At 61.1% G+C, this 24315-nt stretch carries 28 protein-coding genes and 1 riboswitch; of the genes, 17 read left to right on the forward strand and 11 right to left on the reverse strand.

What is annotated here, in order from left to right; genetic code table 11:
* Positions 1-68: 68 nt before the first annotated feature.
* The 6 genes from GTW23_RS06340 to GTW23_RS06365 all read left to right on the forward strand — a co-directional run bounded on the left by GTW23_RS06340 (position 69) and on the right by GTW23_RS06365 (position 5895).
* Positions 69-1160 carry a cupin domain-containing protein gene (locus tag GTW23_RS06340; RefSeq protein WP_252915112.1) on the forward strand — a complete coding sequence of 364 codons (1092 nt, stop codon included), beginning with the start codon at positions 69-71 and terminating at the stop codon, positions 1158-1160.
* Positions 1161-1228: 68 nt separating this feature from the next.
* Positions 1229-2431, forward strand: coding sequence for an ABC transporter substrate-binding protein (locus GTW23_RS06345; RefSeq protein WP_252915113.1), 1203 nt, complete (start codon positions 1229-1231; stop codon positions 2429-2431).
* 143 nt (positions 2432-2574) lie between these two features.
* Positions 2575-3348 (forward strand): ABC transporter ATP-binding protein, encoded by a 774-nt coding sequence (locus GTW23_RS06350; RefSeq protein WP_252915114.1) that lies wholly within the window; start codon positions 2575-2577, stop codon positions 3346-3348.
* A complete protein-coding gene (locus tag GTW23_RS06355) occupies positions 3345-4064 on the forward strand; it encodes an ABC transporter ATP-binding protein (RefSeq protein ID WP_252915115.1) in 720 nt (239 codons plus the stop codon). Before GTW23_RS06350 ends, GTW23_RS06355 begins: the two co-directional genes overlap by 4 nt.
* Positions 4061-4951 (forward strand): branched-chain amino acid ABC transporter permease, encoded by an 891-nt coding sequence (locus tag GTW23_RS06360; protein ID WP_152008307.1) that lies wholly within the window; start codon positions 4061-4063, stop codon positions 4949-4951. The genes GTW23_RS06355 and GTW23_RS06360 overlap by 4 nt, the downstream gene beginning before the upstream one ends.
* Positions 4951-5895 (forward strand): branched-chain amino acid ABC transporter permease, encoded by a 945-nt coding sequence (locus GTW23_RS06365; RefSeq protein WP_152008308.1) that lies wholly within the window; start codon positions 4951-4953, stop codon positions 5893-5895. The genes GTW23_RS06360 and GTW23_RS06365 overlap by 1 nt, the downstream gene beginning before the upstream one ends.
* Positions 5896-5922: 27 nt before the next feature.
* On the opposite strand, the gene GTW23_RS06370 is transcribed toward GTW23_RS06365, so the two are convergent.
* The 3 genes from GTW23_RS06370 to GTW23_RS06380 all read right to left on the reverse strand — a co-directional run bounded on the left by GTW23_RS06370 (position 5923) and on the right by GTW23_RS06380 (position 7595).
* Complete coding sequence (locus GTW23_RS06370) at positions 5923-6348, reverse strand: acyl-CoA thioesterase (RefSeq protein ID WP_252915116.1); 426 nt, start codon at positions 6346-6348, stop codon at positions 5923-5925.
* Positions 6349-6513: 165 nt separating this feature from the next.
* Positions 6514-6924, reverse strand: coding sequence for a host attachment family protein (locus tag GTW23_RS06375; RefSeq protein ID WP_252915117.1), 411 nt, complete (start codon positions 6922-6924; stop codon positions 6514-6516).
* Between the two features lie 101 nt (positions 6925-7025).
* Entirely contained in the window at positions 7026-7595 is a 570-nt protein-coding gene (locus tag GTW23_RS06380; RefSeq protein WP_252915118.1) for a type 1 glutamine amidotransferase domain-containing protein, read from the reverse strand.
* A 180-nt stretch (positions 7596-7775) separates the two neighbouring features.
* Positions 7776-7905: riboswitch (FMN riboswitch) on the forward strand.
* A gap of 78 nt (positions 7906-7983) precedes the next feature.
* Between GTW23_RS06380 and GTW23_RS06385 the strand changes: the two genes are divergently transcribed.
* Positions 7984-8421, forward strand: a complete 438-nt coding sequence (locus GTW23_RS06385; RefSeq protein ID WP_152008312.1) for a 6,7-dimethyl-8-ribityllumazine synthase — start codon at positions 7984-7986, stop codon at positions 8419-8421.
* A gap of 94 nt (positions 8422-8515) precedes the next feature.
* Here the strand turns inward: GTW23_RS06385 and GTW23_RS06390 are convergent, their stop codons facing one another.
* A complete protein-coding gene (locus GTW23_RS06390) occupies positions 8516-8782 on the reverse strand; it encodes a DUF7218 family protein (protein WP_152008313.1) in 267 nt (88 codons plus the stop codon).
* A 56-nt stretch (positions 8783-8838) separates the two neighbouring features.
* Positions 8839-9108 carry a hypothetical protein gene (locus GTW23_RS06395; protein WP_152008314.1) on the reverse strand — a complete coding sequence of 90 codons (270 nt, stop codon included), beginning with the start codon at positions 9106-9108 and terminating at the stop codon, positions 8839-8841.
* Positions 9109-9282: 174 nt separating this feature from the next.
* On the opposite strand from GTW23_RS06395, the gene dusA reads away from it, so the two are divergent.
* Positions 9283-10278: a tRNA dihydrouridine(20/20a) synthase DusA gene (dusA, locus tag GTW23_RS06400; RefSeq protein ID WP_152008315.1), complete on the forward strand. Its 996-nt coding sequence runs from the start codon at positions 9283-9285 to the stop codon at positions 10276-10278.
* A 40-nt stretch (positions 10279-10318) separates the two neighbouring features.
* Entirely contained in the window at positions 10319-11128 is an 810-nt protein-coding gene (locus tag GTW23_RS06405) for a class I SAM-dependent methyltransferase (RefSeq protein ID WP_252915119.1), read from the forward strand.
* Positions 11129-11274: 146 nt separating this feature from the next.
* On the opposite strand, the gene GTW23_RS06410 is transcribed toward GTW23_RS06405, so the two are convergent.
* A complete protein-coding gene (locus GTW23_RS06410) occupies positions 11275-11652 on the reverse strand; it encodes an acyl-CoA thioesterase (protein WP_382263966.1) in 378 nt (125 codons plus the stop codon).
* A gap of 244 nt (positions 11653-11896) precedes the next feature.
* Here GTW23_RS06410 and GTW23_RS06415 point away from each other — a divergent pair, with 244 nt between their 5' ends.
* Entirely contained in the window at positions 11897-12967 is a 1071-nt protein-coding gene (locus GTW23_RS06415) for an extensin-like domain-containing protein (RefSeq protein WP_252915120.1), read from the forward strand.
* 263 nt (positions 12968-13230) lie between these two features.
* A complete protein-coding gene (locus tag GTW23_RS06420; protein WP_252915121.1) occupies positions 13231-14049 on the forward strand; it encodes a sulfite exporter TauE/SafE family protein in 819 nt (272 codons plus the stop codon).
* 67 nt (positions 14050-14116) lie between these two features.
* Here the strand turns inward: GTW23_RS06420 and GTW23_RS06425 are convergent, their stop codons facing one another.
* The 4 genes from GTW23_RS06425 to GTW23_RS06440 all read right to left on the reverse strand — a co-directional run bounded on the left by GTW23_RS06425 (position 14117) and on the right by GTW23_RS06440 (position 18346).
* On the reverse strand, positions 14117-16423 hold the full coding sequence (locus GTW23_RS06425; protein WP_152008319.1) for a DUF1217 domain-containing protein: 2307 nt from the start codon (positions 16421-16423) through the stop codon (positions 14117-14119).
* A 168-nt stretch (positions 16424-16591) separates the two neighbouring features.
* On the reverse strand, positions 16592-17281 hold the full coding sequence (locus GTW23_RS06430; RefSeq protein WP_152008320.1) for a TIGR02281 family clan AA aspartic protease: 690 nt from the start codon (positions 17279-17281) through the stop codon (positions 16592-16594).
* Between the two features lie 5 nt (positions 17282-17286).
* Positions 17287-17514 carry a DUF1289 domain-containing protein gene (locus GTW23_RS06435; RefSeq protein ID WP_152008321.1) on the reverse strand — a complete coding sequence of 76 codons (228 nt, stop codon included), beginning with the start codon at positions 17512-17514 and terminating at the stop codon, positions 17287-17289.
* 49 nt (positions 17515-17563) lie between these two features.
* Positions 17564-18346 carry an adenosylcobinamide-GDP ribazoletransferase gene (locus GTW23_RS06440; RefSeq protein WP_252915122.1) on the reverse strand — a complete coding sequence of 261 codons (783 nt, stop codon included), beginning with the start codon at positions 18344-18346 and terminating at the stop codon, positions 17564-17566.
* Positions 18347-18475: 129 nt separating this feature from the next.
* On the opposite strand from GTW23_RS06440, the gene cobT reads away from it, so the two are divergent.
* A complete protein-coding gene (gene cobT / locus GTW23_RS06445) occupies positions 18476-19492 on the forward strand; it encodes a nicotinate-nucleotide--dimethylbenzimidazole phosphoribosyltransferase (protein WP_152008323.1) in 1017 nt (338 codons plus the stop codon).
* 30 nt (positions 19493-19522) lie between these two features.
* On the opposite strand, the gene GTW23_RS06450 is transcribed toward cobT, so the two are convergent.
* Entirely contained in the window at positions 19523-21070 is a 1548-nt protein-coding gene (locus tag GTW23_RS06450; protein ID WP_382264220.1) for a sensor histidine kinase, read from the reverse strand.
* Between the two features lie 115 nt (positions 21071-21185).
* Between GTW23_RS06450 and GTW23_RS06455 the strand changes: the two genes are divergently transcribed.
* The 5 genes from GTW23_RS06455 (at position 21186) to GTW23_RS06475 (ending at position 24306) form a co-directional block, all read left to right on the forward strand.
* Positions 21186-21782, forward strand: a complete 597-nt coding sequence (locus GTW23_RS06455) for a thermonuclease family protein (protein WP_252915123.1) — start codon at positions 21186-21188, stop codon at positions 21780-21782.
* Positions 21783-21811: 29 nt separating this feature from the next.
* Entirely contained in the window at positions 21812-22423 is a 612-nt protein-coding gene (locus tag GTW23_RS06460; protein ID WP_152008325.1) for a glutathione S-transferase, read from the forward strand.
* 7 nt (positions 22424-22430) lie between these two features.
* On the forward strand, positions 22431-23093 hold the full coding sequence (locus GTW23_RS06465; RefSeq protein ID WP_152008326.1) for a uracil-DNA glycosylase family protein: 663 nt from the start codon (positions 22431-22433) through the stop codon (positions 23091-23093).
* 105 nt (positions 23094-23198) lie between these two features.
* Positions 23199-23690, forward strand: a complete 492-nt coding sequence (locus GTW23_RS06470; protein ID WP_252915124.1) for an Lrp/AsnC family transcriptional regulator — start codon at positions 23199-23201, stop codon at positions 23688-23690.
* A gap of 160 nt (positions 23691-23850) precedes the next feature.
* Positions 23851-24306, forward strand: a complete 456-nt coding sequence (locus tag GTW23_RS06475; protein WP_152008328.1) for a DUF302 domain-containing protein — start codon at positions 23851-23853, stop codon at positions 24304-24306.
* Positions 24307-24315 lie beyond the last annotated feature (9 nt).

Raw genomic sequence — 24315 nt, forward strand, 5'->3', positions numbered from 1 at the left:
CTGGTGGGCGGGCTAGGCTGATCCCGAAACCACCACCATGACGGTTTGCCTGAAATTGGGAGAGCAGGTTGGATACGCGCGCAGAAATCAGGTTGCCGACTTCGGAACTCAGGGACGACCTGCCATTCTACACCAAGACGCTGAAGATGCGTCTCGACATGATCTATCCGGCGGATGACCCGGAAGTGGCGGTTCTTTCGGGTCATGGATTGAGGATCCGGATCGAGAAGGGCGCGCCGGAAGCGCCGGGAACGTTGCGCATCCTGACCGATGATCCGGACGGTTTTGCCGATGGCAAGCGCGAACTGGTCGCGCCGAACGGCACCCGTATCGAGATCGACGAACTCAATCCGCCGATGGTTTTGCCACGGACCGAACACGCTTTCGTGGTTCGCAGGCTGGCCGACCAGGCGCCCTGGATTATAGGCCGTGCCGGGATGGAATACCGCGACCTGATCCCGACCCGGCTCGGCGGCGCGATGATCGCCTCGCATATCCGGGTACCTGACGGCCCGGTGCCCGACATGGTGCATTTCCACAAGGTGGGTTTCCAGCTGATCTTCTGCATTAATGGCTGGGTCGACGTGCTTTATGAGGATCAGGGCGGAACCCGCCGGCTGCATGCCGGCGACTGCTTCATCCAGCCACCGCAGATCCGCCACAAGGTGCTGCATGCGGCGGACGGGATAGAGGTGATCGAGATCGGCGTTCCGGCCGAACATGTCACCGAAATCGATCACACGATGGAACTGCCGACACCGCATGAGCGGCCGGACCGGGAATGGGACGGCCAACGCTTCGTCCACAGCCTTGTCAAGGACGGCATCTTCACACCGTTCCGGATTCCCGGTTTTGAAGCCCGCGACACGACCATCAACGAGAACACCAAGGGTGTCGCGTCGGTCATGGTGGCGCGGCCTTCGGGAGTGCATTCGCCGGTCTGGACCCGGCACGAGGGCGACATCCTGTTCAATTTTGTCATGTCGGGAACCATGGTGCTGGAAGGCGAGGGCAAGGAGCCTTATCGTCTTGAAAAAGGCGATGCTTTTGTCATTCCACCGCGGATGGCAACGCGCTACAGTGACCCGAGCGGCGATCTGCAACTGCTGGAAGTCTCGCTTCCCGGATCGTTTGAAACACAGGTCGTTGAAGAAATCTGAGCGTTTTTGATCAAGCCCGCGAGGCGCTCACATAGCATAGGGCACACAAATTCAATGGGAGCAGAACAATGAAAAAAACAACATATGCATTGGCGATTGCGGCGTTGCTCGCGTCGAGCGCGTCAACTCTCGCAGCCGACACCAAAGTCGGAGTCCTGATGGACATCACCGGTCCGATCGCGAGCTTCATTCCGCCGCTGCAGAACGCGGCCAATCTGGCTTTCAGCCAGGTCAACGAACAGGGCGGACTGCTCGACGGTCAGGCCGTGGCGGTTTATGGCGACACCACCGGCTCCTCGCAGGGCGCGGTCGATGCCGCCGGCAAGCTGATCAACGTCGAGAATGTGCCGATCATCATGGGTGCGCTGATGTCGGGCACGACGATCGCCTCGGCCGAAGCCGCAGGCATTCCGGCCGGCGTGGTGCAGATTTCGCCAACTGCCACTTCGCCGGCGATGACCGGCATCCAGGACAATGACCTGCTCTACCGCATCGTGCCGTCCGACAACTTCCAGGGTCAGGTGCTGGCCAAGATGGTGATGGATGAAGGTCTGACCAAGGTCGCCGTAACCTTCGTCAACAATGACTACGGCGTCGGCATCGGCGGCACCTTTGTCGAGGCCTACAAGGCGCTCGGCGGCGAAGTCGTGGCCGAAGTCAAGCATGAGGAAAAGAAGAACTCCTACCGTTCCGAACTGGCAACGCTGTCGAAAGCCGGCGGCGACGCGCTGGTGGTGGTCGCCTATGCCGGTGATTCCGGCGGGAAGATCGTCAAGCAGGCGATCGAAGGCGGGTTGTTCACAAGGTTCATCGGCACCGACGGTCTTCGCGATGAAGCCCTGATCTCCGATATTGGCGCGGAAGCGCTGGCGACCTCGTTCTTCTCGGCGCCGACCTCTCCTGCCGACAACCCGAACCAGGCCAAGTTGCACGAACTCTACACCGCGGCCTACAACGAGCCAGCCGACAAGCCGTTTGTCGACCAGACCTATGATGCCACCTTCCTGGCGCTGCTCGCCGTCGAGCAGGCCGGTTCCGCCGACCGCACAAAGATGGCCGAAGCACTGCGCGCCGTCGCCTCGGCTCCAGGCGAAAAAGTTGGTCCTGGTGAGTGGGCCAAGGCCAAGGCACTAATCGCCGAAGGCAAGGACATCGATTACGATGGTGCCGGCGGCAGCTACGACTTCGACGAAAACGGCGATGTGGCCGGATTTATCGGCAAGTTCGTCGTTGACGGCACTGTCTATAAGCAGGTTGCCATCGTCGAGTGATTCTGCCTGAACCGGCCTGAAACTTAAGCCCCTCCCTGCGACCCGCGGGGAGGGGCATAAACAAAGCGCGAGCCATCCGTCGGGCAAGGACCTGCTCGGAAAGGCTCGCCGGCGGTTGAACAAAACCGCACTATGGGGCGCAAATGATATCAGTTGAACATGTGAAGGTGAGTTACGGCGGCCCCAATGTCGTCGATGACGTCAGCTTCGACATACCGTCCGGGCGTATCACCGGGCTTATCGGGCCGAATGGCGCCGGCAAGACCACGATGTTCAATGCGATTGCGGGGCATGTGGGACTGGCCGGCGGTCGTATCCTGCTCGAGGGCAAGGACATCACCGGGCTCAAGCCGCATCAGCGCGCGGCGCGCGGTCTGGCGAGGACCTTCCAGATCCCGCATGAATTCTCTCAACTGACGGTGATCGAGAACTTCATGGCCGCCGCCGCCACCCCAATCGGCGAGAACGTGTTCAACGTCATTTTCCGGCGCGGCCGGTTTGCCGCCGAAGAAGAGGCGACATACCGCGCGGCACGCGACATGGTGACCTTTCTCGAGATCGACCATGTCAAGGACGAGAAGGCCGGCAACCTCTCGGGCGGCCAGAAGAAACTGCTGGAACTCGGCCGGGCGCTGATGCGCAAGCCCAAGATCATCCTGCTCGACGAGATCGGCGCCGGCATCAACCGCACCCTGCTGGCCAAGATTTCCGACAAGATCCTGCTCTTGAACAAGGAGCAGGGGCTGACCTTCTGCCTGATCGAGCACGATCTCGATTATGTCTCGAAACTTTGCGACGAGGTCATCGTCATGGCGCAGGGCACGCTTCTGACCCGTGGCTCGGTCGATGATGTGCGCCAGGATGCACGTGTCATCGAAGCCTATTTCGGTGGCGGAAAATACGAGGCTCAGTCATGAGCGCTTTGCTGTCGGTTGCAGGGCTTACTGCCGGCTATGGCGGTGTGCCGATCATCGAGGGGGTCAATCTCGATGTGGCCGAACACGAGATCTCCGTCATCATCGGGCCGAACGGTGCCGGCAAGTCGACACTGCTCAAGACCATCTTCGCCCTGACCGCACGTTCGGAGGGCGAAATCAGCTTTGCCGGCAAGGAGATCACCGGTCTGAGGACGGCGCAGTTGGTGCCATTGGGCATTTCCATGGTGCCGCAGAGCCGCAACGTGTTTCCGACGCTCACCGTCGACGAGAACCTCGATGTCGGCACCTATGCCGCGCCGCCAAAGGACAAGGAAAAGGTGCGCGAGAACGTGCTGTCGCTGTTTCCCGACCTCAGGGGCAAGCTTGACCAGGCGGCGGGTGAACTCTCGGGTGGCCAGCGGCAGATGGTGGCGATGGGCCGGGCGCTGATGAGCGAGCCGAAGCTGCTGCTGCTCGACGAGCCGACCGCGGGTCTTTCGCCGGCCTATCTCGAGATCATCTTCGATCTGCTGCTCGACATCCGCAAGCGCGGCGTGACCATCCTGATGGTCGAGCAGAACGCCAAGCAGGCGCTCAGGATCGCCGACAATGGCCATGTGCTGGTCAGCGGCAAGAATTTCGTTTCAGGAACGGGGGAGGCGCTGCTCAACGACGATGCGGTGCGGCGCTCCTTCCTCGGGGGTGCAGCAGCGTGATCGACTTTATCAACCTCTATCTGGTTCCGGGACTGACCATCGGCAGCGTCTATGCGCTTGGCGCGGTCGGCATCTCGATGATCTTCGGGATTTTACGGTTTGCCCATTTCGCCCATGGCGACCTGATGACCATCGGCGGCTACGGCGTGCTGACCGCGGTCTGGTTCATTCCGCTGCATCCGCTGCTCTTGTTGCCGGTCGGCATGGCGCTGGCCATCGGGGCGGCGCTGGCGGTGGATGAGTTCTTCTACAAGCCGCTGAGAAAGCTGCCGACCATCTACACGGTGATCGCCTCCTTCGGTGTGGCACTGATCTTCCGCTCGTTGGCGCAGCTGTTCTGGAGTTCCGGCAACCAGGTGTTCGTTTCCGGCGTTCGGCCGCCAATGGTGTTCTTCGACACGTTCAGGATTTCGGAACTGCATCTGCAGGTTATCATCCTGACACTGATCATCGCCGTTGCGCTGCACTTCTTCCTGACCCGGTCGAAGCTTGGCCGGGCCATGCGCGCGGTTTCCGACGAGCCGGAACTGGCAGCCGTTGCAGGGCTTGATACCGAGCGCGTGGTGCGCTGGACCTGGGTGATCGGCGCCGCACTTGCCGCAACCGCGGGCGTGTTTGCCGGGATGGATACCTCGATGCATCCGAATCTCGGCTGGAACCTGCTGCTGGCGATGTTCGCCGCGGCCGTGCTCGGCGGCATCGGCAAGCCGATGGGCGCGATTGCCGGCGGGCTGATCATCGGCATTGCCGAGGAAACCGCGACATTTACCTGGCTCAGCGACGAGCCGCTGATCTCGCCTTCCTACAAATCCGCGGTCGCCTTCTTCATCATGGTGGCGCTTTTGCTGTTCCGGCCGCAGGGCCTGTTCAAGGGGAGGCTTCTGTAATGGAACTCACCGGCCTTTTCTTCTACCTGGTCAGCGTGCTGATCGCCGGCGGCATCTATGCCGTGCTCTGTCTCGCGCTCAATGTGCAATGGGGCATGGGTGGTCTGTTCAATGCCGGCATCGCCGGGTTCTTCGCGGTCGGCGCCTATACTTCGGCGATCGTCACTACGGCTGTCTCCACCAAGCATCTGGGTGGTTTCGAGCTGCCGATCCCGTTCGGACTTGTGGCGGCGATGATCGTCGCCGGGGTGACCGGCTGGGTGGTGGCCAAGATCTGCGTTCGGCTGAAGAGCGATTACCTGGCGATGGCCTCGGTCGGCATCGCCGAGATCCTGCGGCTGGTGATCGTCAACGAATCCTGGCTGACAAACGGCAGCCTCGGCATTGCCGGGGTGCCGCGTCCGTTCGGCGATCTGGTGCAGGGCAGGGAGGCCGATCTTCTCTATCTGGCGATGGTGTGGCTCTGCGTGCTCGCCGTCTACATCCTGTGCCAGAGGCTTTACGTCAGTCCCTGGGGGCGGACCTTGCGGGCGATCCGCGACAATGAGGATTCGGCGCGCGCCGCGGGCAAGGATGTCGACTGGTTCCGGTTGCAGACCTTCGTCATCGGTTGCGCCATCATGGGCCTCGCCGGCGCCCTGTCGGCACATTACTTCAAGTTCCTGTCACCGTCGGCAACCGAGCCGCTGCTGGTGACGTTCCTGGTCTGGGTGATGCTGATGGCCGGAGGATCCGGCAACAACAAGGGCGCCATCGTTGGTGCGCTTGCGATCTGGTTCATCTGGTCGGCGACCGAGATCATCACCAGCCGCTTGCCGCCGGAATGGATTACGCGCTCATCCTATATCCGCATGCTGCTGGTCGGCCTGCTCTTGCAGTTCGTGCTGCAGAAGTTCCGCTCCGGGCTGATCCCGGAGAAATCGCCGAAAATCAGATCCGATTGACCTGAACTGCCGGCACAGTCCCGCAGATCACTCTGCGGGATCGGCTGGCAGGAACGAGAGCAGCTTGGCGCGGACGTCGTCCGGCCAGGGCATGGAGGTGTGTTCGTCGAGATGGCTCGCCGCCAGCACCTGCTTGCTCGTCCAGCGCTCCTCCTCGCCACACAGCACGGTGTGCTCCACGGTCATTGATGATCTGCCGACCTTGGTGACAGTCAGCTCGAAGGTCAGCTTGTCGCCGAAAAAAGAGGGCTTGGAGAAATCGCAGCTCAGATGCACCGTCGGCGTGCCCCAGCGTTCCTTCCAGATGATTTCGTGCCAGGGGTAGCCGATCGCCGCCCAGAACTCCTCGTTCACGCCATTGAGCAGGTTGAGATAGGACGGATAATAAGCGGTGCCGGAAATGTCGCAGTCGCCGAAATGCAGCATGCGATCTGTGGTAAAGCTGACAGTCATGATCCCCCCTTGAACGTAAATCCCTCCCGGATTTCGCATGCATGAGGCCATGAGGCAACTCCCCATAGGTTTGAAAGGTAATCGCAAGCTATCTCGAAAAGGAGCGGAGAAGGGCAGTCGTGAAACCGGCCGGGTGTGGGGCCCGGCCGGAAGTCAGACTGGCGATCAAAGCGCGGCCATGATCGACTTCTCGATTTCGTCGGTTGGGCTGTTGACCAAAGTCTTGGGCAATTCCAGCATGATCTTGTCCGTCACGCTGACATGCAGGCTCGGGCGGGTTTCACCGAGCGTGTCGGGATCGAGGACCAGGATGAGGTCGTCGAACTTGTGCGACTGGGCAAGCGCATAAAGGTGGTTTGCCAGGATTTTCGCAAATGTCGCTTCCATCGATTCCTTGGCTGACATATCCGGCGGTTGTTTGCCGGCGGGACCCTGATCGGCGAGGTCGCCGGGTTCGAGATCTTTCGAATGCTGCAGCTTGAGATCGCCGTTCTTGCCGGCATTCCGGTAGAACTTGGCGCCCTCTCCGGTGCCGACAACGATGAGGGTCTTGTGTGGAACGGGCAGGTGGGTCATGCAATCTCCCTCGGGTGGTGGATGTTCAGCCCAGTGGACACCGGTTGGATGCTGAACGGGCTGGCCCGGGGCAGCCACAGAGGTGGCCACCCCGGTATAGGTCAGGCAGCGTTGGCGGAATCGCGATGATGCTCGCCTTCGCGGACTTCCTCGATGATCTTGTTGACGAAGGCCTCGAGATCCTTGGGCGAACGGCTGGTGATGATGCCGTTGTCGATCGCGATCTCGCTGTCTTCCCACTTGGCGCCGGCATTTTCCATGTCGGTGCGGATCGAGTGGTAGGAGGTTGCCTCGCGGCCCTTGATGACGCCGGCCTCGATCAGCAGCCACGGGGCATGGCAGATGGCGGCGACAATCTTGTCGTTGGTGACGAAGTCGCGGACAAGTTGCACGGCATCCTTTTCGACGCGCAGGAGGTCCGGGTTGATCTGGCCGCCGGGCAGCACAAGAGCGATGTAGTCATCGACATTGACGTCCGATATCTTCAGATCGGCGTCGACGGTATTGCCCCAGTCTTTCTCATCCCAACCCCTGATCGGCTTGCCGTCGAGGGTGGCGACGTGAACGGTAGCGCCGGCCTTCTTGAGGTGTTCGAGCGGATATTCCAGTTCTGACTGCTCAAAGCCGTGGGTCGACATGATGAGGATCTTCGCATTTTCCATTGTGGGCATGGTTTGCTCCTTGGTCGTGAAACTTACGAGCAGTCAACGCATGCCCGCGGCTTGAGTTCCGACATTTCCCGATAGCCTGGGTTCGGTGCGGTGAACGCAGTGTCACGGGACTGGTCCGAGGGTCTGAGCCAGTCGCGGATTGGAACGAATTGACTCCGGTCAGCTGACAAATTACCACCACCCTATTCTCAGGGCGGGGCGGAATTCCCCACCGGCGGTTACAGCCCGCGAGCGCCACCTTCGGGTGGGTCAGCAGACACTGGTGAAACTCCAGGGCCGACGGTTACAGTCCGGATGGTAGAGAATGGGCGTGAGGCAGCGGGTCGAAAGACCCGTTCCAAGCGCTTGTGCGCTCTGGGATCTTGTCATTATTGAAAGGATCCGAGCAATGACAAAATCCCTCAAAATTGCTTTCATCAAGGCTCGCTGGCATGCCGATATCGTCGACCAGGCGCTTGTGGGCTTCAGGCAGCGCATGGCGGAGCTGGCTCCTGACGCCGAAGTCCGTCCCTTCGACGTGCCCGGTGCGTTCGAGATGCCACTCCTGGCGCAGAAGCTGGCAAAAACGGGCGACTATGACGCGATCGTGGCTGCCGCCCTGGTGGTCGACGGCGGCATCTACCGGCATGATTTCGTCGCCCAGGCGGTCGTCACCGGGCTGATGGATGTCCAGCTCAAGACGGAAGTTCCGGTGTTCTCTGTGTCCCTGACCCCGCATCATTTCCAGCCCAAGGGCGAACACGAAGCCTTTTTCACAACCCACTTTGTGCAGAAGGGCCGCGAAGCGGCGGATGCCGTGGCGCAGGTCGCAAGCCTGAAGGTCTGAATGGGTTCGTGGATTCGAAAACCCCGCTACGGAGGGGGCAATCCGAGCGGGGTTTTCTGGCCTGCCTGGGCGGGCCGGAGGGTTGATCGCGTCTTCAGTTGTTGCGCAGTGCGGTGATCAGTTCGTCCTTGCTCATTGAGGAGCGGCCGTCGAGATCAAGGTCCTGGGCACGCTGATACAGGTCGTCCTTGGTCCACTCATCGTAGGGTGAAGCCTTGCCACCCTTGACCGATGGCTTCTGGCTGTCATTGGCCTGGGCGTTGGCGATGCGGGCAGCCTTTTCCTTGGAGGCGCCGTCGTCGCGCAATGCCTCGTATGTGTCGTCGTCCTTGACGGAAGCTCCGTGCGAATTGCTGGCCATGGATATTGCTCCTTGCAAACGAGTTGATCGAACCGGGCTGGTTGATCGAACCGGGTTCAGGCCCGGGATGACAGTTGGGCGATGGCGGCATCAATGTCGTCGAGCAACGGTCCCATGTCGTTTCCGAAGTCGGCATGGGATCGTGCTTCTATTTCAGCGCGCATCGCCTTGAGGCTTTCAAGCCGCTGTTCGGCCGGCTGTGGCGACATCAGCACAGCGTTGATATCGTCGGCGGTCAGCGTCTGGGCGATGCCGTCGATGTCCCCGTCGCCGCCGATCTGGGCGTCGACGGGGTCTATGGGCGATCCGTTCTTGTCTGTCGGCATGAAGATCTCCGTTGCTGTTTGGTGGTCAACGCAGAAGTGCCGGGACTTGTTCCACCAGGCCGGTCGCAAGGCTACCGAGGCCGGAGTTTCGCACCTGGGAAAATTGCGCTATACGCAGGCCAGAATGTTTGGCCGGAAAATCCAGCCTTTTCTTGATCCGATCAAAAGGACGATATGAGCACCTATCCGTCACATCGATTTGCGGTCGCGCCGATGATGGACTGGACGGACCGGCATTGCCGGTTTCTCCATCGTCAGCTCACGCGTGAGGCGTTGCTCTACACCGAGATGGTGGTTGCCGATGGCATCATCCATGGCGATCGCGAAAGGCTGATCGGCTATGATGCGTGTGAACATCCGGTGGCGTTGCAGGTGGGCGGCTCGGAGCCGGACAAGCTGGCCGAGGCGGTGCGGATTGCGAGTGATTTTGGCTATGACGAAATCAATCTCAATGTGGGCTGTCCGTCCGACCGGGTGCAGTCCGGCGCCTTTGGCGCCTGCCTGATGCGCGAGCCCGATCTGGTGGCGCGCTGCGTGGCAGCGATGAAGGCTGTCGCGAGTGTGCCGGTGACAGTCAAATGCCGCATCGGGGTCGATGAGCAGGATCCGGAGGTTGCCCTCTCGGACCTCGCCGGCGCGGTTGCGAATGCGGGCGTCGACGCGATCTGGGTGCATGCACGCAAGGCCTGGCTCGAGGGGCTCTCGCCCAAGGAAAACCGTGACATTCCGCCGCTCGACTATGATCGAGTTTACCGATTGAAGCAGGATTATCCCAATCTCTTCATAGGGATAAACGGTGGTGTTACGGATTTGAATCAGGCCGTTGAGCATCTCAATCATGTCGATGGCGTGATGCTCGGCAGGGCCGCTTACCACAATGCCTCTTTGCTCGGTGGGGTGGACCGGCAGATCTACGGGATGGATGTGGCTGATACCGACTGGGCTGCGGTTTGCGCAGCCATGATGGCACACGCCGAGAAGCATCTTGTGGCCGGTGGCCGGGTTGTTCACGTCACCCGGCACATGGTCGGGCTGTTCCAGGGTGTGCGCGGGGCGCGCCGTTTCCGCCAGATCCTGTCGGCGGACGCGGTTCGTCCCGGTGCGGGCCCCGAGGTAATCGCGGCCGCGTTCGACGCAATCGACTTCAGCGATCTGACAGCCGCGGCCTGACGATGGGGCACGGCAGGCGGTCCAATCGACAGGATCCGGCATGAGGGCAATTCGCAGCTACCCGATCATCGGCGCGGTCATTGCGCAGGTCGCAGCCGGCGTCACGGTGATCGCGATCAGCGCCGGGCTGGCGGGTGTGCTCGATGCGCAGAGCCTGTTCTGGCTCGGGCTGGTTGTCCAGAGCGTGGCGGCCGCCTTGGTGACCAGGCTGCTGGGCCTGCCGGTCTGGTGGGTCTGGATCTGCCTGTGCTTTCCGGCTGCGCTGGCGCTGGCGCTCAATGCTGGCGAACTACCGGCCTGGCCATTCGGTGTCGGGTTTGTCGTGCTCTATCTCTTCTTTTCCAACACCGCGCGGGAGCGCGTACCGCTGTATCTGACCAACCGGCTCACCACCGAAGCTCTGCTGTCGCTGGTGCATCAACGCGGCGCCCGGCGCTTCATCGATCTCGGTTCGGGTCTTGGCGGTGTCGTGCGGGCGCTGGACGGGGAGGGGCGGCATGCGACCGGCGTCGAATCTGCGCCGATGGTCTGGCTGGTTTCTGCCCTCCTGTCGAAAATCCAGCGGCGGGGTGAGATTGTGCGCCAGGATATCTGGTCAACCGACCTGTCCGGTGAAGACATTGTTTATGCGTTTCTGTCGCCTGAACCGATGCCGCAGCTGTTTGAAAAGGCGAGACGGGAAATGAAGCCCGGCAGCCTGCTGGTCTCGAACAGTTTCGCAGTGCCCGGTGTCGAGGCTTCGGAGATCTGGGAGCTCGCCGACCGGCGCAAGACGCGATTGTACCTTTACGAGATGCACCAGGCGGAAGCGGCCAGTGCTGGGGATGGTGCTGCAGCGAAAGCCAGCTGATGAATGCTCTTTGTGTCCGCTGGACCAAGGTTGCCGCCAGAGCTGCGATTGTCTTTTTTCAATGAGTTAGGCAAGCGAGTTGCCGGATTGAATCGCATGGCTGATAAGCTGATTCAAGCCGTGCTGCTGGGCTTTGGTTTGCCGGATCACTCGGCCGGTAGTGGTGTCGGCTTGTTGTTTGCGTCCAGCGCCACCATGACAAACAGGGCGTTGGTGACCTTGTCCATCTGCGGCGAGAGATAGCGCTGCGCCCAGGCCTCGACCAGGAGCGTCATCGAGGTGCGGCCAACCTTGACGATGTCGGTGTAGATGCACAGCGTGTCACCGATCTTGACCGGCATGGCGAAGGACATCTCATTGACGGCGGCGGTGACCACACGGCCACGGGCCCGCTCTGCGGCGCGGATGCCGCAGGCAAGGTCCATCTGGGCCATCACCCATCCGCCGAAAATGTCGCCGGCGGCGTTGGCATCGGCCGGCATGGCAAGGGTCCGCAAAGTCAATTCACCGGTCGGGCTGATCATGGTCATCTCCTCATTTGACTGAAGCTTTAACCCGGCGCCGCATTGTTTTGAAGGGAGAGTCGGCGAGAACATGGGGAAGACGGCCGGGTGATCCGACCTCCACGGTTGCCATCGTCCCCGCAGTCGGGGCCGTGGATCGACCAATTGCCGCAATATTGCCCCAGCCGTTAACGCCGGGGATCAGTCTTCCTTTACTGTTGTGTGAGAGTGTCATGGTTAGTTTTGCGTATCTCCGGAGTAAGCCATGTTGTCCCGCGTATCCAGATACCGCCATTGCCGGCTTTCCAGAGCCGGACTGGCGCTGACAACCGCGCTGTTTGCTGCCGGGTGTTCGGGCGACATGGCGCCTCCGGGTGATCTCCTGGCAATCGAGCCGTCTGCGCCGGTCATCCTGAGCGAACCGGTTGCCCCAGCAATGACCAGCGCGCCGCTTGCGCCGGCCATGTTTGCCGACGTCTCCGACAGTGCCGTGCCCAACAGTCCGGATGCGCCGATGCAGAATGTTCTTGCCTATCCGGTCTCTGACGGCGTCGACGCGAGACAGATGACTTCGGCCCTTCCCGAGAGTGGCGGCGATCAGCCGATCGTTACGGGCATCGGCACCGACAACCCGCAACTGGTCACCGCTTCGGGCTATCCCTCCAGCAGCGGATCCGACGGTTCGCTGCAGAACGACCGCACCGAAAATGCCCAGGTGCAGGTGGCCGGGTTGATGCCGCGGGTCACCGATCCGATGAACGCACCGCAATGGGCCGGAGGCATGCCGGCTTCGGAGAAGGCCTGCCGCAACCGGCTGAAACGCCTGGGCGTGACCTTCCGCGACCTTCCGGCCATCAACAGCGGCAAGGGCTGCTCGATCCCCTATCCGATCGAGGTCACCGAGCTTTCGGGCGGTATCGAGATCAAGCCGGCGGCGAAGCTCAACTGCCAGATTACGGACGCGTTTGCGCAATGGGTCAAGAACGAACTCGCGCCTGCGGCGCGGCTCCGCTATCTCTCCGGCGTTAGTTCGATCCGCCAGCTCTCCTCCTATTCGTGCAGGACCATGAACTCCAAACGCGGGGCCCCGATGTCCGAGCATGCCAGCGGCAATGCGATCGATGTCGGCAAGATCACGCTCAACAACGGCCAGGCGATTGCCGTGCGCAAGCCCGGCTTCTTTTCCTTCCGCGAGAAGAGCCTGCTCAAGACGATCAGGCACGACAGCTGCAAGTATTTCACCACAGTGCTTGGTCCGGGCAGCGATATCCACCACAAGGACCACTTCCATTTCGACCTGAGAACGCGCAAGGCAGGCTACCGACACTGCGACTGAGGTAAAAAAGAAGGCTGGACGTGCCAGCCTTCAGCCCGTTGCCGGGGGATGGGGCGTCAACCCGGATCGGGGAACTCCAGACGCGGCCGGGTTGCGTGCGGGGAACCGGCCCATGAAGTTCATGCGGCCGGAATTGTGTACGCCGGTCGCAGGGGGAGAGTGCCTGATCTATGTCTCGGTTTGATGACGGCTATCCGTTGGGGTAAGCCGGCAGGCGAGATGCTGCGGCAGCCGCCGCAAAGCGTGTACAAGGAACATCGTCAATGCCGGCAGTGGGGGATTTGATCTGGTTTGCGGCTGCGCTGGCCGGAGCTGGGGCCGTGGCAGGTTTGCTTGCAGGCCTTTTCGGGATCGGGGGTGGGGCGATCCTGGTGCCGGTGTTCTACCAGCTGTTCGGGTTGCTGCACATTGATGATGCCGTTCGCATGCACCTTTCCGTCGGCACGTCTCTGGCAATCATCGTGCCCACGTCGATCCGCTCGTTCCTGGCGCACAGGAAACGCGGCGCCGTGGATCAGGATCTGCTGAGGAGCTGGCTGCTGCCGGTGCCACTCGGGGTCTTTTCGGCAGCAGTGGTCGCTGCGTCGGTTTCGAGCGCCGGATTGCGGGCGATCTTTGCCCTGATCGCCATTCTCGTCGGGGTGCGCATGCTGCTCAACCGGCAGCATTGGCGGCTTGGAACCGTGTTGCCTTCCAATCCGGTAAGGGCTGTCGTTGGCTGGCTGATCGGGCTGCTTTCGGGATTGATGGGGATCGGCGGCGGCGTTCTCAACAACACCTTCATGACGCTCTACGGCAGCCCGGTTCACCGGGCGGTCGCCACCTCCGCAGGCGTTGGCGTGCTGATCGCCATCCCCGGTCTGTTCGGCTACATCTGGGCGGGATGGGGGGCTGGTGGCCTGCCGCCGTTTTCGACCGGTTACATCAACTGGGTGGTCGCGGCACTGATTATCCCGATCACGCTTGTGGTTGCACCGCTGGGCGTTCGCTTTGCCCATGCGCTGAACAAGCGGCAACTGGAGATCGGGTTCGGGATCTTCATGCTTTCGGTCGCAGCGCGGTTCCTCTACAGCCTGAGCTGACCGTCAAGTCCCGGAGATCGGTGCCATCGTCGGATGCCATGCTCAGGCGGCTGCGACAGTGTCAGGATCAGAAGCTGGCGCGCAATTGCGCCAGTGTCGCCACCGTCTCGAAGTTGATCGAGGTGCTGCCGTTCATGATCGTAAGCAGTGGGTCCGGCGCACCATTGTCGAGATCGTAAAGCGCCAGGAAACGCTGAATAAGGGATTCCAGCTTTTCCGGATCGAGCAGGTCGTCCACATCGAGGTACCTGTCCAGCATGGCTTTCTGCTTGTCGATGTCGCTGCTTGCCGTCTCTTCGGATATGGAGAACGCTGTACGGACAAATTGCGCCAGGGCATCGTCGGCCAGGATTTCAAAGTTGCTGGTCACAGTGGGCGCCATGCGTTCGAAATAGAGCGCCAGACGGGCACCGAGGCTTTCCTGGCCTGCTTCTTCTTCGATCGCCTGTGTCAGGTATAGCCGCTGGGTTTCAACCAGGCCGCGCTCATTCTGGACGCTGCGGCCGGACTCGCTGCGGATGAAGCCGTCGGCATCGAAATTGAAGGAGCCGGCAACCTTCTGAAATCCGATATCGCTTTGCTGGTTGGCAAAACTGTCGGGATCATCGAGATCCGAGGTCAGCACGGCCCTGAGCATCTCGTTGCTGACATCGACCGGCCTCAGGCCCTCAGCGACAAGCAGTACGTTTTTCAGGCGGACATCGGCGAGCAGTTGATCAACGGTTTCCAGCGACTGCAGCTGGGTGCGGTAGTAGACCGCTTCGGCTTCAGCCGCAGCCTTGGAGGATTCGCTCGAATCCAGCCTGGTGACGGCAGTGTAGTAGGCCTTGCTGATCCGGGTGATCTCGTTTTCGGACTGTGCATAACGCGGTGAGCCGATGCTGCCGTCGGCGGCAAAGTTGTAGGCCTTGACCAGTTGCACAAACCGGTCGTCCTTCATCTGGTTGACATAGCTCTCGGGATCATAGGGGTCGCTGGTGAAGATCTGCTTGAGCTTGAAGGTGGAGACCTCTTCGGGTGCGATGTTGAAGGCTTTCAGCGCAAATTCGCGAATGGTCACCGCTGCCGGTTCGGCAGAGAGGAAGTCATCGAGGTTCTTGGTCAGCCCGATATAGAGCTTGTACTTGGCGATCGCGGCCTGGTCGGCCTCCTCATCGGCATCATTGTACTTGTCGATGTAATTGGCCATGGTCAAGAAGAGCTGATCGCTGTCCTGAATATCCAGACCAGGAGTGATGCTGCCATCGGCTTCGAAATTGAAGGCCTTGGCCAGAGCGATCATTCCCTCGCTCTTGGTGTAAATCTCGCCATTGAGGTCGGAGGTGTCCTGTTCCAGCGCCCATTTCACATCGGCACGGCTGGTGGTCAGGGGAATGCCGTAGGCGGTCAACAACATGATGCTGAGGCGCGAATTGTTCAGAAGCTCGTCGATCGTGGTGACGGTCGAAATCGTGTCCTCGTAATACTGCTTGTTGAGCAGGGCGCCGGTGGTCGTCAGTCTCGGCTGCGAGAGAACGTAGGATTCGGTGACCATTTTCAGCTGGGCGGCGCTCATCGCGTCGACGCCGGCATCCAGCGTGCCGTCAGCCTTGAAGTTGAATGCGGCCGCCAGATTGTAGAAATTGTCGGCCTTGGCGATGGCTTTGGAGTACTGGGCAATCAGGTAGTTGATCTTGTCTTTCTGCGCCGGAGTATTGGCCGGGTCGGCGAGTTGCGTGTTGAGATCGTCGACGAGAACAAGCCAGTCATTGACCTGCGGCGCAATCACGGAATTCACGTAACTGTTGGCATCGCTGATGTCGCTGGTGATGACGCTTCTGATCGTGTTGTAGTCGAAGGTCGAGGGATCGATTCCGAAGGTGGTGAAAACGTAGTCCCGCGCCCGCGTGTCCCTGAAGAGATCGTCGACAGTGGTGAATGTCTGCGAGACGGCGGTGAAGTAGGCGGTGTCTGCCTTCAACTGACCGTCATTGTCCTCGATGGACTGCTCGTAGGTATCGATCAGGTTGTCGATCTGGCTGGTGGTCTGGATGATTTCGGATGTCACGGTGCTGCCGAAATCATAGGCCGCCGCCAGCGTGCGGTACTTGGTATCTGTCAGCAGGTTGGCAAAGCTGTCGGTGTCGGTCAGATCGCTTTCCAGCACCTTCCGGATGAAGGCCTTGGCGTAGGTCATCTCTTCCAGGCCATAGGCTTTCATCGCATAGGCGTAGATCCGGTCGTCGCCGAGGAACTCGTCAATGCTGGTGATCGAGCCGATGTTGTCGCGGTAGTATTGCAGTTCCCGGCTGGTGACCGCGTCCGCCGCAGCACGGCGCAGGGTCTCGTTGATGTCCTTTGTGTAGAACTGGTAGGATTGAAAACTCGTTATCATGGCGCGACCTGTGACCGGGAAACAAATGCAGCAATATTTGAACAATCGGGTTTCCACCGCGCAGCGATGGAACGTCTGTCACAGTGTCACCGGTCGCTTGCCCGAGGCTTTCCGCCGGTCGGACGGGCTGCAGCCTGAACCAGGCCGGCATTTCTCATCAAGATGATACTAGTCGCGCAGGATGACTTCGTCCCGCCGCATCTCGAAAGCGGTTAAGGAAGAGATAAAGTTCATTCCCAACAGGCTCTGGTCGAGACGGCCGGGCTCGGCCACGGTGGCGCGAAGCCCGCGTCGTTCGACGGTGCCGATCGCGACGCTGTCAAGCCGCACCGGAGCCGCGCGGGCCTGGCCGTTGGCGGTGTTGATGATGAGCGAGTAGTTCAACTCACCCTCGGTGAAGCCGATGCTGAGCGCATCCCGGTGCGACAGGGCGATCGACGTTGCGCCGGTGTCGATCAGGAAGTTCACCGGCTGGCCGTTGACGTCGCCTGCCGCCTCGAAATGGCCGTTGAGTGACTTGCGGATCAGCACCGCCTGGCCTTTCTCGTCGGAAACAGTGACCGGCCGTCCCGGCGCCAGGCCCCCGGCGACGCGCAGCACGGCCTCCTTGGCCTGGTCCTGGTAGAGCCAGCCGGTGGCAAGCCCGAGGATCATCACCACCCAGATCAGCAGGTTCTTGACCATCTCGCCGATGTTGCGGTGAGCGCCGACCACGCCTGCGCCGATGACCGAGGCGATCAGGCCGAGATAGACGAGGCTGGCGAGGTCGGTGTTTGGCAGGCCGAAGCTGAAACCCGTTTCATGATTGAAAATCAGGACGGCGAGGGCGGCGCCGATCAGCGCGAGAACGAAAACCATCCTTCTCAACTGTCCTGGCGCTCGCGCGCAATGCGCTGGCGCCTGGTTTCACGGCGGGGCTTGCGCTCGACCGTTTCGAGCCGGGCCGGCAACTCCGCCATCAACTGGCGTCTGGACTCGGGGGAATAGTTCATCCAGCCGGCAATCTCGTCGCGGGTTCGACCGCAGCCAAAACAAAACCCGCTCTTCATGTCGATCGAGCATACCAGGATGCAGGGCGATTCTATGCTCATCGGTGGTTTCGCTCGTTTGGTACAACAGTCAGTGTTTTATATCGGTCGTTCACAGCAAAAGGGCAAGGGTCGTCAGGCAGACTGTCTCGCTGATCTGCTGGGTCGCACCGATCGTGTCGCCGGTGTGCCCGCCCAGCCGGGAGCGGACCATCGTGGTCCACTGGCGTGCTGCCGCCGCCAGAAGGGCCAGACCGAACAGCGCGGCGACGATGCCCGCTGCAAATGTGACCAGAGCCACGAAAACGACGGTGCCGGAGACAAGTGCCAGCGTCGCAGCGCCTTCTTCCGGCGCGCCGACTGCTGCGGCGACGCCGTTCGAGCGTGCCGATGGCAGCGTGTTCCAGTGCCATACCATGGCTGCACGGGAGGCAGATGCAACCGCCAGCAGCACGAAGAATGCACCCCATCCGCCAGCGACCGACAGGATGACGGTCAGTGCCACGGCGCGCAGCGAAAAGCTCAGCAGCAGCGCAAGCACCCCGTAGGTTCCGATGCGGCTGTCCTTCATGATGTCGAGCATCTTGTCCCGTCCGCCCCGCGCGCCCAGTGCGTCGGCGCAATCTGCGAGCCCGTCCTCGTGCAGCGCCCCGGTCACGCCAATCAGGACCATGAGGCACAGGATTGCCGTCAGCGCCGCATTGGCGTCCGCGGCCGAAAGCAGCAGCGCCACGAGACCCGGGCACAGGGCAATCACGATGCCTGCCATCGGGGCCATGCCTGACGCCCGGCTCAACGACCCGTCATGGCCCTGGAAATGGCGGGCCGGCATCGGCAGGCGACTGAGGAAGCCGGTGGCGCGGACGAGGTCGTCGATGTAGTCGCTGATCTGCATGGGCTCTCCGGCGGGCGGCATTGTCCGGGGCAAGACCCCGGATGTCGCGAACGTTATTGTCCTTGGGCGATTTGACAATTACACCGGGCCACGTCGCGCGTCATGCGCAGAAAAGTCTTGGAGAATAAAATGAGTGCCAGCGGTTTGCCTTTTGATGATTTTCGCGAACTCCTGCGCAATCTGCCGGGCCCGGACAGCTCCGCGCTGGCGGTGGCGCGCGAGCGTGATTCGCAACTGACCAAGCCGGCAGGTTCGCTGGGTCGGCTCGAGGAAATCGCATTCTGGCTGGCCGCCTGGACCGGACGCTCGCCACAGGTGACGCGCCCGCTGGTGGCGATCTTCGCCGGCAATCACGGCGTCACCGCGCAGGGCGTGTCGCCGTTCCCGCCCTCGGTGACGGCGCAGATGGTGGAAAATTTCGCCGCCGGCGGCGCCGCGATCAACCAGATCTGTGTTGCCAATGACCTTGGCCTGAAGATCTTCGACCTTGCGCTGGAAGTGCCGACCGGTGACATCTCGGTCGAAGCGGCGATGGACGAGCGCACCTGTGCTGCGACGATGGCGTTCGGCATGGAGGCGATCGCCGGTGGCACCGATCTTCTGTGCATCGGTGAAATGGGCATCGGCAACACAACCATTGCAGCGGCGATCTTCTACGCGCTCTATGGCGGATCTGCGGTCGACTGGGTCGGTCCGGGCACCGGCGCTGAAGGCGAGGTGCTGGCGCGCAAGATCGCGGTCGTTGAAACCGCGGTGGCGCTGCACAAGAGCCATCTCGATGATCCGTTCGAAGTGCTGCGCCGGCTGGGCGGGCGCGAGATCGCGGCCATGGCCGGGGCGATCCTCGCGGCGCGGATGGAACGCATCCCGGTGCTTATCGACGGTTATGTGGCGACCGCGGCGGCTGCGGTGCTGCATGCGGCCAACCCTTCTGCGCTGGATCATTGCCTTATCGGGCATGTCTCGGCCGAACCGGGCCATATGGCGGCCATCGAAAAGCTCGGAAAGACGCCGCTGCTGGCACTTGGCATGCGCCTGGGCGAGGGGACAGGCGCCGCACTGGCCGCCGGCATCGTCAAGTCGGCGGCCCAATGCCATTCAGGCATGGCAACCTTCTCCCAGGCAGGAGTTGCCGGCAAGGAGTGAAGCTCCGTCAGTCAGGCAAGAGGCGGAAGTTCAGGCGAAGGCCCGCTTCTTCTTGACTGCTCCGCCGGGGACGCCTTCCACCGGCGCCATGCTTTCAAGCACGCGGTTGCGTGGCAGGATGGCGATGCCTTCGGTGCCTTCGCGCAGTTTCGATTTCAGCACGAATTCGCCGCCATGCTTGGCGAGGATTGCCTGGACGATGGGCAGGCCGAGGCCGGTGCCCTGTTCCGCGCTCTTGATGGCGACCGAGCCCTGGCCGAAGGCGGAAAGCACCACCGGGATTTCTTCCTCGGCAATGCCGGGGCCGTTGTCCTTGATCGCCAGGTACTGACCGCCACCGGCGGTCCAGCCGAGCTTGACGCGGATTTCCCCTCCGGACGGGGTGAACTTGACCGCATTGGAGAGAAGATTGAGCACCACCTGGCGCATGGATTTCTCGTCCGCCCATACCATCGGCAGGTTTTCCTCGAACGCCTCGATGATGCGGATGTTCTTGCTGCGCGCCTTGAGCTGCACCAGGCCTATGCAGTCCTCGGCGATATCGGCAAGAGACAGGGCATTCTCGTTGAGCTCGTAGCGACCTGCTTCAATTCGCGACAGGTCGAGGATCTCGTTGATCAGATTGAGAAGATGCTGGCCGGAACGGTGGATGTCGCCGACATATTCCTTGTAGCTGGCATTCTCGATCGGGCCGAGCACCTCGCCGGACATGACCTCGGAGAAGCCGAGGATGGCGTTGAGCGGGGTTCGCAGTTCATGGCTCATCGAGGCCAGGAAGCGTGATTTGGCGAGATTGGATTCCTCGGCACGGCGGCGGGCTTCGTCGGAGACGGAATTGGCGACCTCGAGTTCCGCAATGAGGTCGTCCTTCTCGGTCTGGTAGCTGAGCATCTTCAGGTTGGTGCTGTAGAGGCGCTGCGACATGAAGGCAAAGAACAGGGCTGCTGCGGCAATCATGGCAAAAGCGGAGAGGTCTGCCGCATCGTGGCTGATCGAGGCACGGGCCGCAAGCGCGAGGATGGCGGGAATGGCCGCGAAGTAGAACGCATAGCGCAAGGCGAATGTGGTCATCGCGGTTGCGGCGAGCGCAATCAGCAACACAGCCGCCTTGTAGAACACGAACGTGTCACCCTGACAGGTGGTGCAGTTCTGAAAGGCAAACAGGGCCCAGGTCAGGCCGATAACCGTATAGGCGGCAAGAAAGCGCTTGCGCCACCGACCGAAGTTCTCCTGGCTGGAGTGTTCGCGCGAGGCGCGTCGGGCGATGAGAATCTGTCCGGCATAGACCACCAGCGTCATCAGCGCCCAGCCCAGCAACCACAGCGCTTCGTCAAACCAGAGACCGCCGACCGCGGCCAGGATCACCAGAACAGCCGGTGCGGCGGCGCCCTGCAGCACTGCGTTGATGTGGAGACGGAGCATCTCATGGTCGAAGAAGGGCGAACGCTCACGGCCATACTGCAACTGTTCGCGGGTGGCACGCACGGTTTTCATCACCGCCGCGTTCTTGTGAATGCGCGAACGATCGACAATGTTCTTGTCGGTCATGGTCTGAGGCGTCGACACAGCGGTTCCGATTTCTCCGGTTTGGGCTGAAAATCTAGTCGTCAAAGTTTAAGAACCTGTTTGCATTTTGAATCTCAACCGGATCAATCGTCTTGAATCCAATGGATGAATAGGATCATCTCTCCCAATGAGATTCCCCGGACGGCGATCAGGAAAACGGCGGCCGCGCTGGCGCAGGATCCTCGATATCTGCGTTGCCGTGCTGCTGTTTGCCGGCGCAGCCTTCTTTGCCGCCCGCATGGAAGAGTTCGCAGCAACCGAGATTTCGGGGTCCGTGCGCGTTGTCGATGGCGACAGTCTGGCTATGGGAGCGCGGCGGCTGCGGCTCAAGGGTATCGATGCACCCGAGCTCAAGCAGCGCTGTCTGAGGGACGGGCTGGACTATGGCTGTGGTCTGGAATCGGCAGCCCACCTGAGAAGTCTTGTCGGGAGCACGCCGGTCGACTGCAAGGGTGAAGGCATTGATCGCTACGGCCGGGATCTGGTGCGATGCCGGTCAGGCGGCATCGATCTCAACGCGGCCATGGTGCGGTCCGGCCACGCGGTGGCTTTCGGGGACTATGTATTGGCGGAAGCGGAAGCGAGGTCGGCGCGGGCAGGGCTCTGGGCCGGTGAATTTGAACAGCCGAAAGCGTGGCGCGCCGTTCATGGCGGGCTCGACGAAGATTTTCATGCGGGATTGTCAACGCTGACGGCTTTCCTGCGACGGCTGTTTGGTGTCTGATCGGATCTTTGTTTGGGAGAGGAAATTGCATGAAACTTTATGATGGCGGGCGGGCGCCAAATCCGCGCCGGGTAACCGTGTTTCTGGCGGAAAAGGGGATCGAGGTCGAAAAGGTGCCGGTGGACATGGGGCAACTGGGCCACAAGTCCGAGGAAGTCACCAGGCTCAACCCGCTGCAACGCCTCCCTGTGCTTGAGCTGGATGACGGCACGGCGATTTCGGAAACGGTGGCGATTTGCCGTTACTTCGAGGAACTGCATCCCGAACCGCCGCTGATGGGCACGGATGCCAAGGACAAGGCCATCGTCGAGATGTGGAACCGCCGGGTGGAACTGATATTCCTTGGTGCGGTCGCCAACGCTTTCCGGCATACGCATCCGGCGATGAAGGAGTGGGAAGTGCCACAACTTCCCGAATGGGGTGAGGTCAACCGGCCCAAGGCTTTGAAATTTCTGGAAATGCTGGACACTGAACTGGCTGATCGCGAGTTCATCGCCGGCGATCGCTACACGATTGCCGACATCACCGGGATGATCGGAATGGACTTCATGAAACCGGCGAAGATCGAGCGTCCGGAACATCTGAGCAATGTGATGCGCTGGTACCAGGCAGTGTCTTCGCGGCCGAGCGCCAAGGCCTGACTGGCCAATGAGCGGTGCCGCCGACGGTTCCGGGGACAGGCAGGCGGCGCTCGACGCACTGCTTGCCGACATCGCATCCTGCAGGATCTGCCGGGATGCCCCTCTCGGCGGTTCTACCAATGCGCTGCCGCACGAGCCGCGCCCGGTCTGTGTAGCCTCGTCCAGGGCGCCGATCCTGATCGCCGGCCAGGCGCCGGGGACACGGGTGCACCGGAGCGGCCGGCCGTTTACCGACCCCTCCGGTGACCGGCTGCGCGACTGGCTCGGTGTGGACGAAGCGCAGTTCTATGATCGAGACAACTTCGCCATCGTGCCAATGGGGTTCTGTTTTCCGGGCCAGGACGCGAAGGGCGGCGACCTGCCGCCACGGCGTGAATGCGCGCCCGCTTGGCGGGGCATGGTGATGGAGCACATGCCGCAACTCAAGCTCATCCTGGTGATCGGTCAGTATGCGCAGGCCTGGCATCTGGGCAGGCTCAGGCAGAAATCGCTGACGGAAACGGTGCGCAACTGGAGATCCATCATGGCCGAGAGCGGTGCCGGATGCGCCGTGCTGCCGCTGCCGCATCCGTCCTGGCGCAACAGCGGCTGGATCCGCAAGAACCCTTGGTTCGAGACGGAGCTGCTGCCGGAGCTCAAACAGATCGTGAAACGGGAGATCTCGCCATAAACAGAAACGATAAACTATCGATTTGTCTTTGAGAGGTAAAATCTTCTTTGTGAAGGGGCAAGAGACGGAGTATCAGGGTGTTTATTCCTGTTTCCGGAGATTTTCATGGACCGCCTCGACCGCAAGATACTACGCCTCCTCCAGGAGGACGCCACGCTGGCGGTGGCTGAAATCGCCAAGAAGGTAGGGCTTTCGACCACGCCCTGCTGGCGGCGAATCCAGAAACTCGAGGAAGACGGCGTGATCAAGCGGCGTGTGGCGCTGCTCGAGCCTGCTGCCGTCAATGCCAAGGTGACGGTTTTCGTCTCGATCCGCACAAACTCGCACTCGAATGAATGGCTCAAGCGGTTTTCGGAGGTGATCACCGAGTTTCCGGAGGTGGTCGAGTTCTACCGGATGAGCGGCGACGTCGATTACCTGCTGCGCGTGGTGGTGCCCGACATCGCCGCCTATGACGCATTCTACAAGCGGCTGATCGCCAAGATCGAGATCCGCGACGTATCGTCGTCCTTCGCCATGGAGCAGATCAAGTACACCACGCAGTTGCCGCTCGACTATATTCAACTCGCCAAGGAAAAGTCTGAGTCGAACTCGTAATCGACCTGCCGGCGCCTGATTGCGCCCAAAATCATCTTTTGGTTCGGGAGGAAAGTAGCGGTCTGGGCAACCTGCGATCAAATCAGTCGCGGTCTTCGCCTTCTTGGTATATAGTGAAAACTCGATATGTTTGGGGGTGTCCCCTGACCGGAGGTGTCACATGAGAACGCTACTTGCTGCAACCATTGCTCTTTCCTGCTTTGCCGCATCGGCCCATGCTGCGGGTGACGATGTCAGGACCGTCGAGACCGAAGCAGTCTTCGCCGATGTTGCCTCGGGCATCGAGAACGCCATCGTCAACCGCGGTTTCAAGATCGATTATCACGGTTTCATCGGCGATATGCTCAAGCGCACCGCGTCCGATGTGGAGGCCGGCAAGGCGCTCTACAAGGATGCTGAATTCTTCACCTTCTGCTCGGCGGTGGTGTCGCGCCAGGTAATGGAAGCCGAGATCGGCGACATCGCCTACTGCCCCTATGTGGTGTTTGTCTATGAAGCGGAAGCCAATCCGGGCACGGTCGTGGTCGGCCATCGGTTGTTGCCGGCAGGTGGTGAGCGCGATCAGGTCAATGTCTTGCTCGATGAGATCGTGACGTCTGCTGCTGAGGGCTTCTGACAGCAGATC

Origin of the sequence: Parahoeflea alexandrii, assembly GCF_024105735.1 — a bacterium.
Classification (GTDB): Bacteria; Pseudomonadota; Alphaproteobacteria; order Rhizobiales; family Rhizobiaceae; genus Hoeflea; species Hoeflea alexandrii.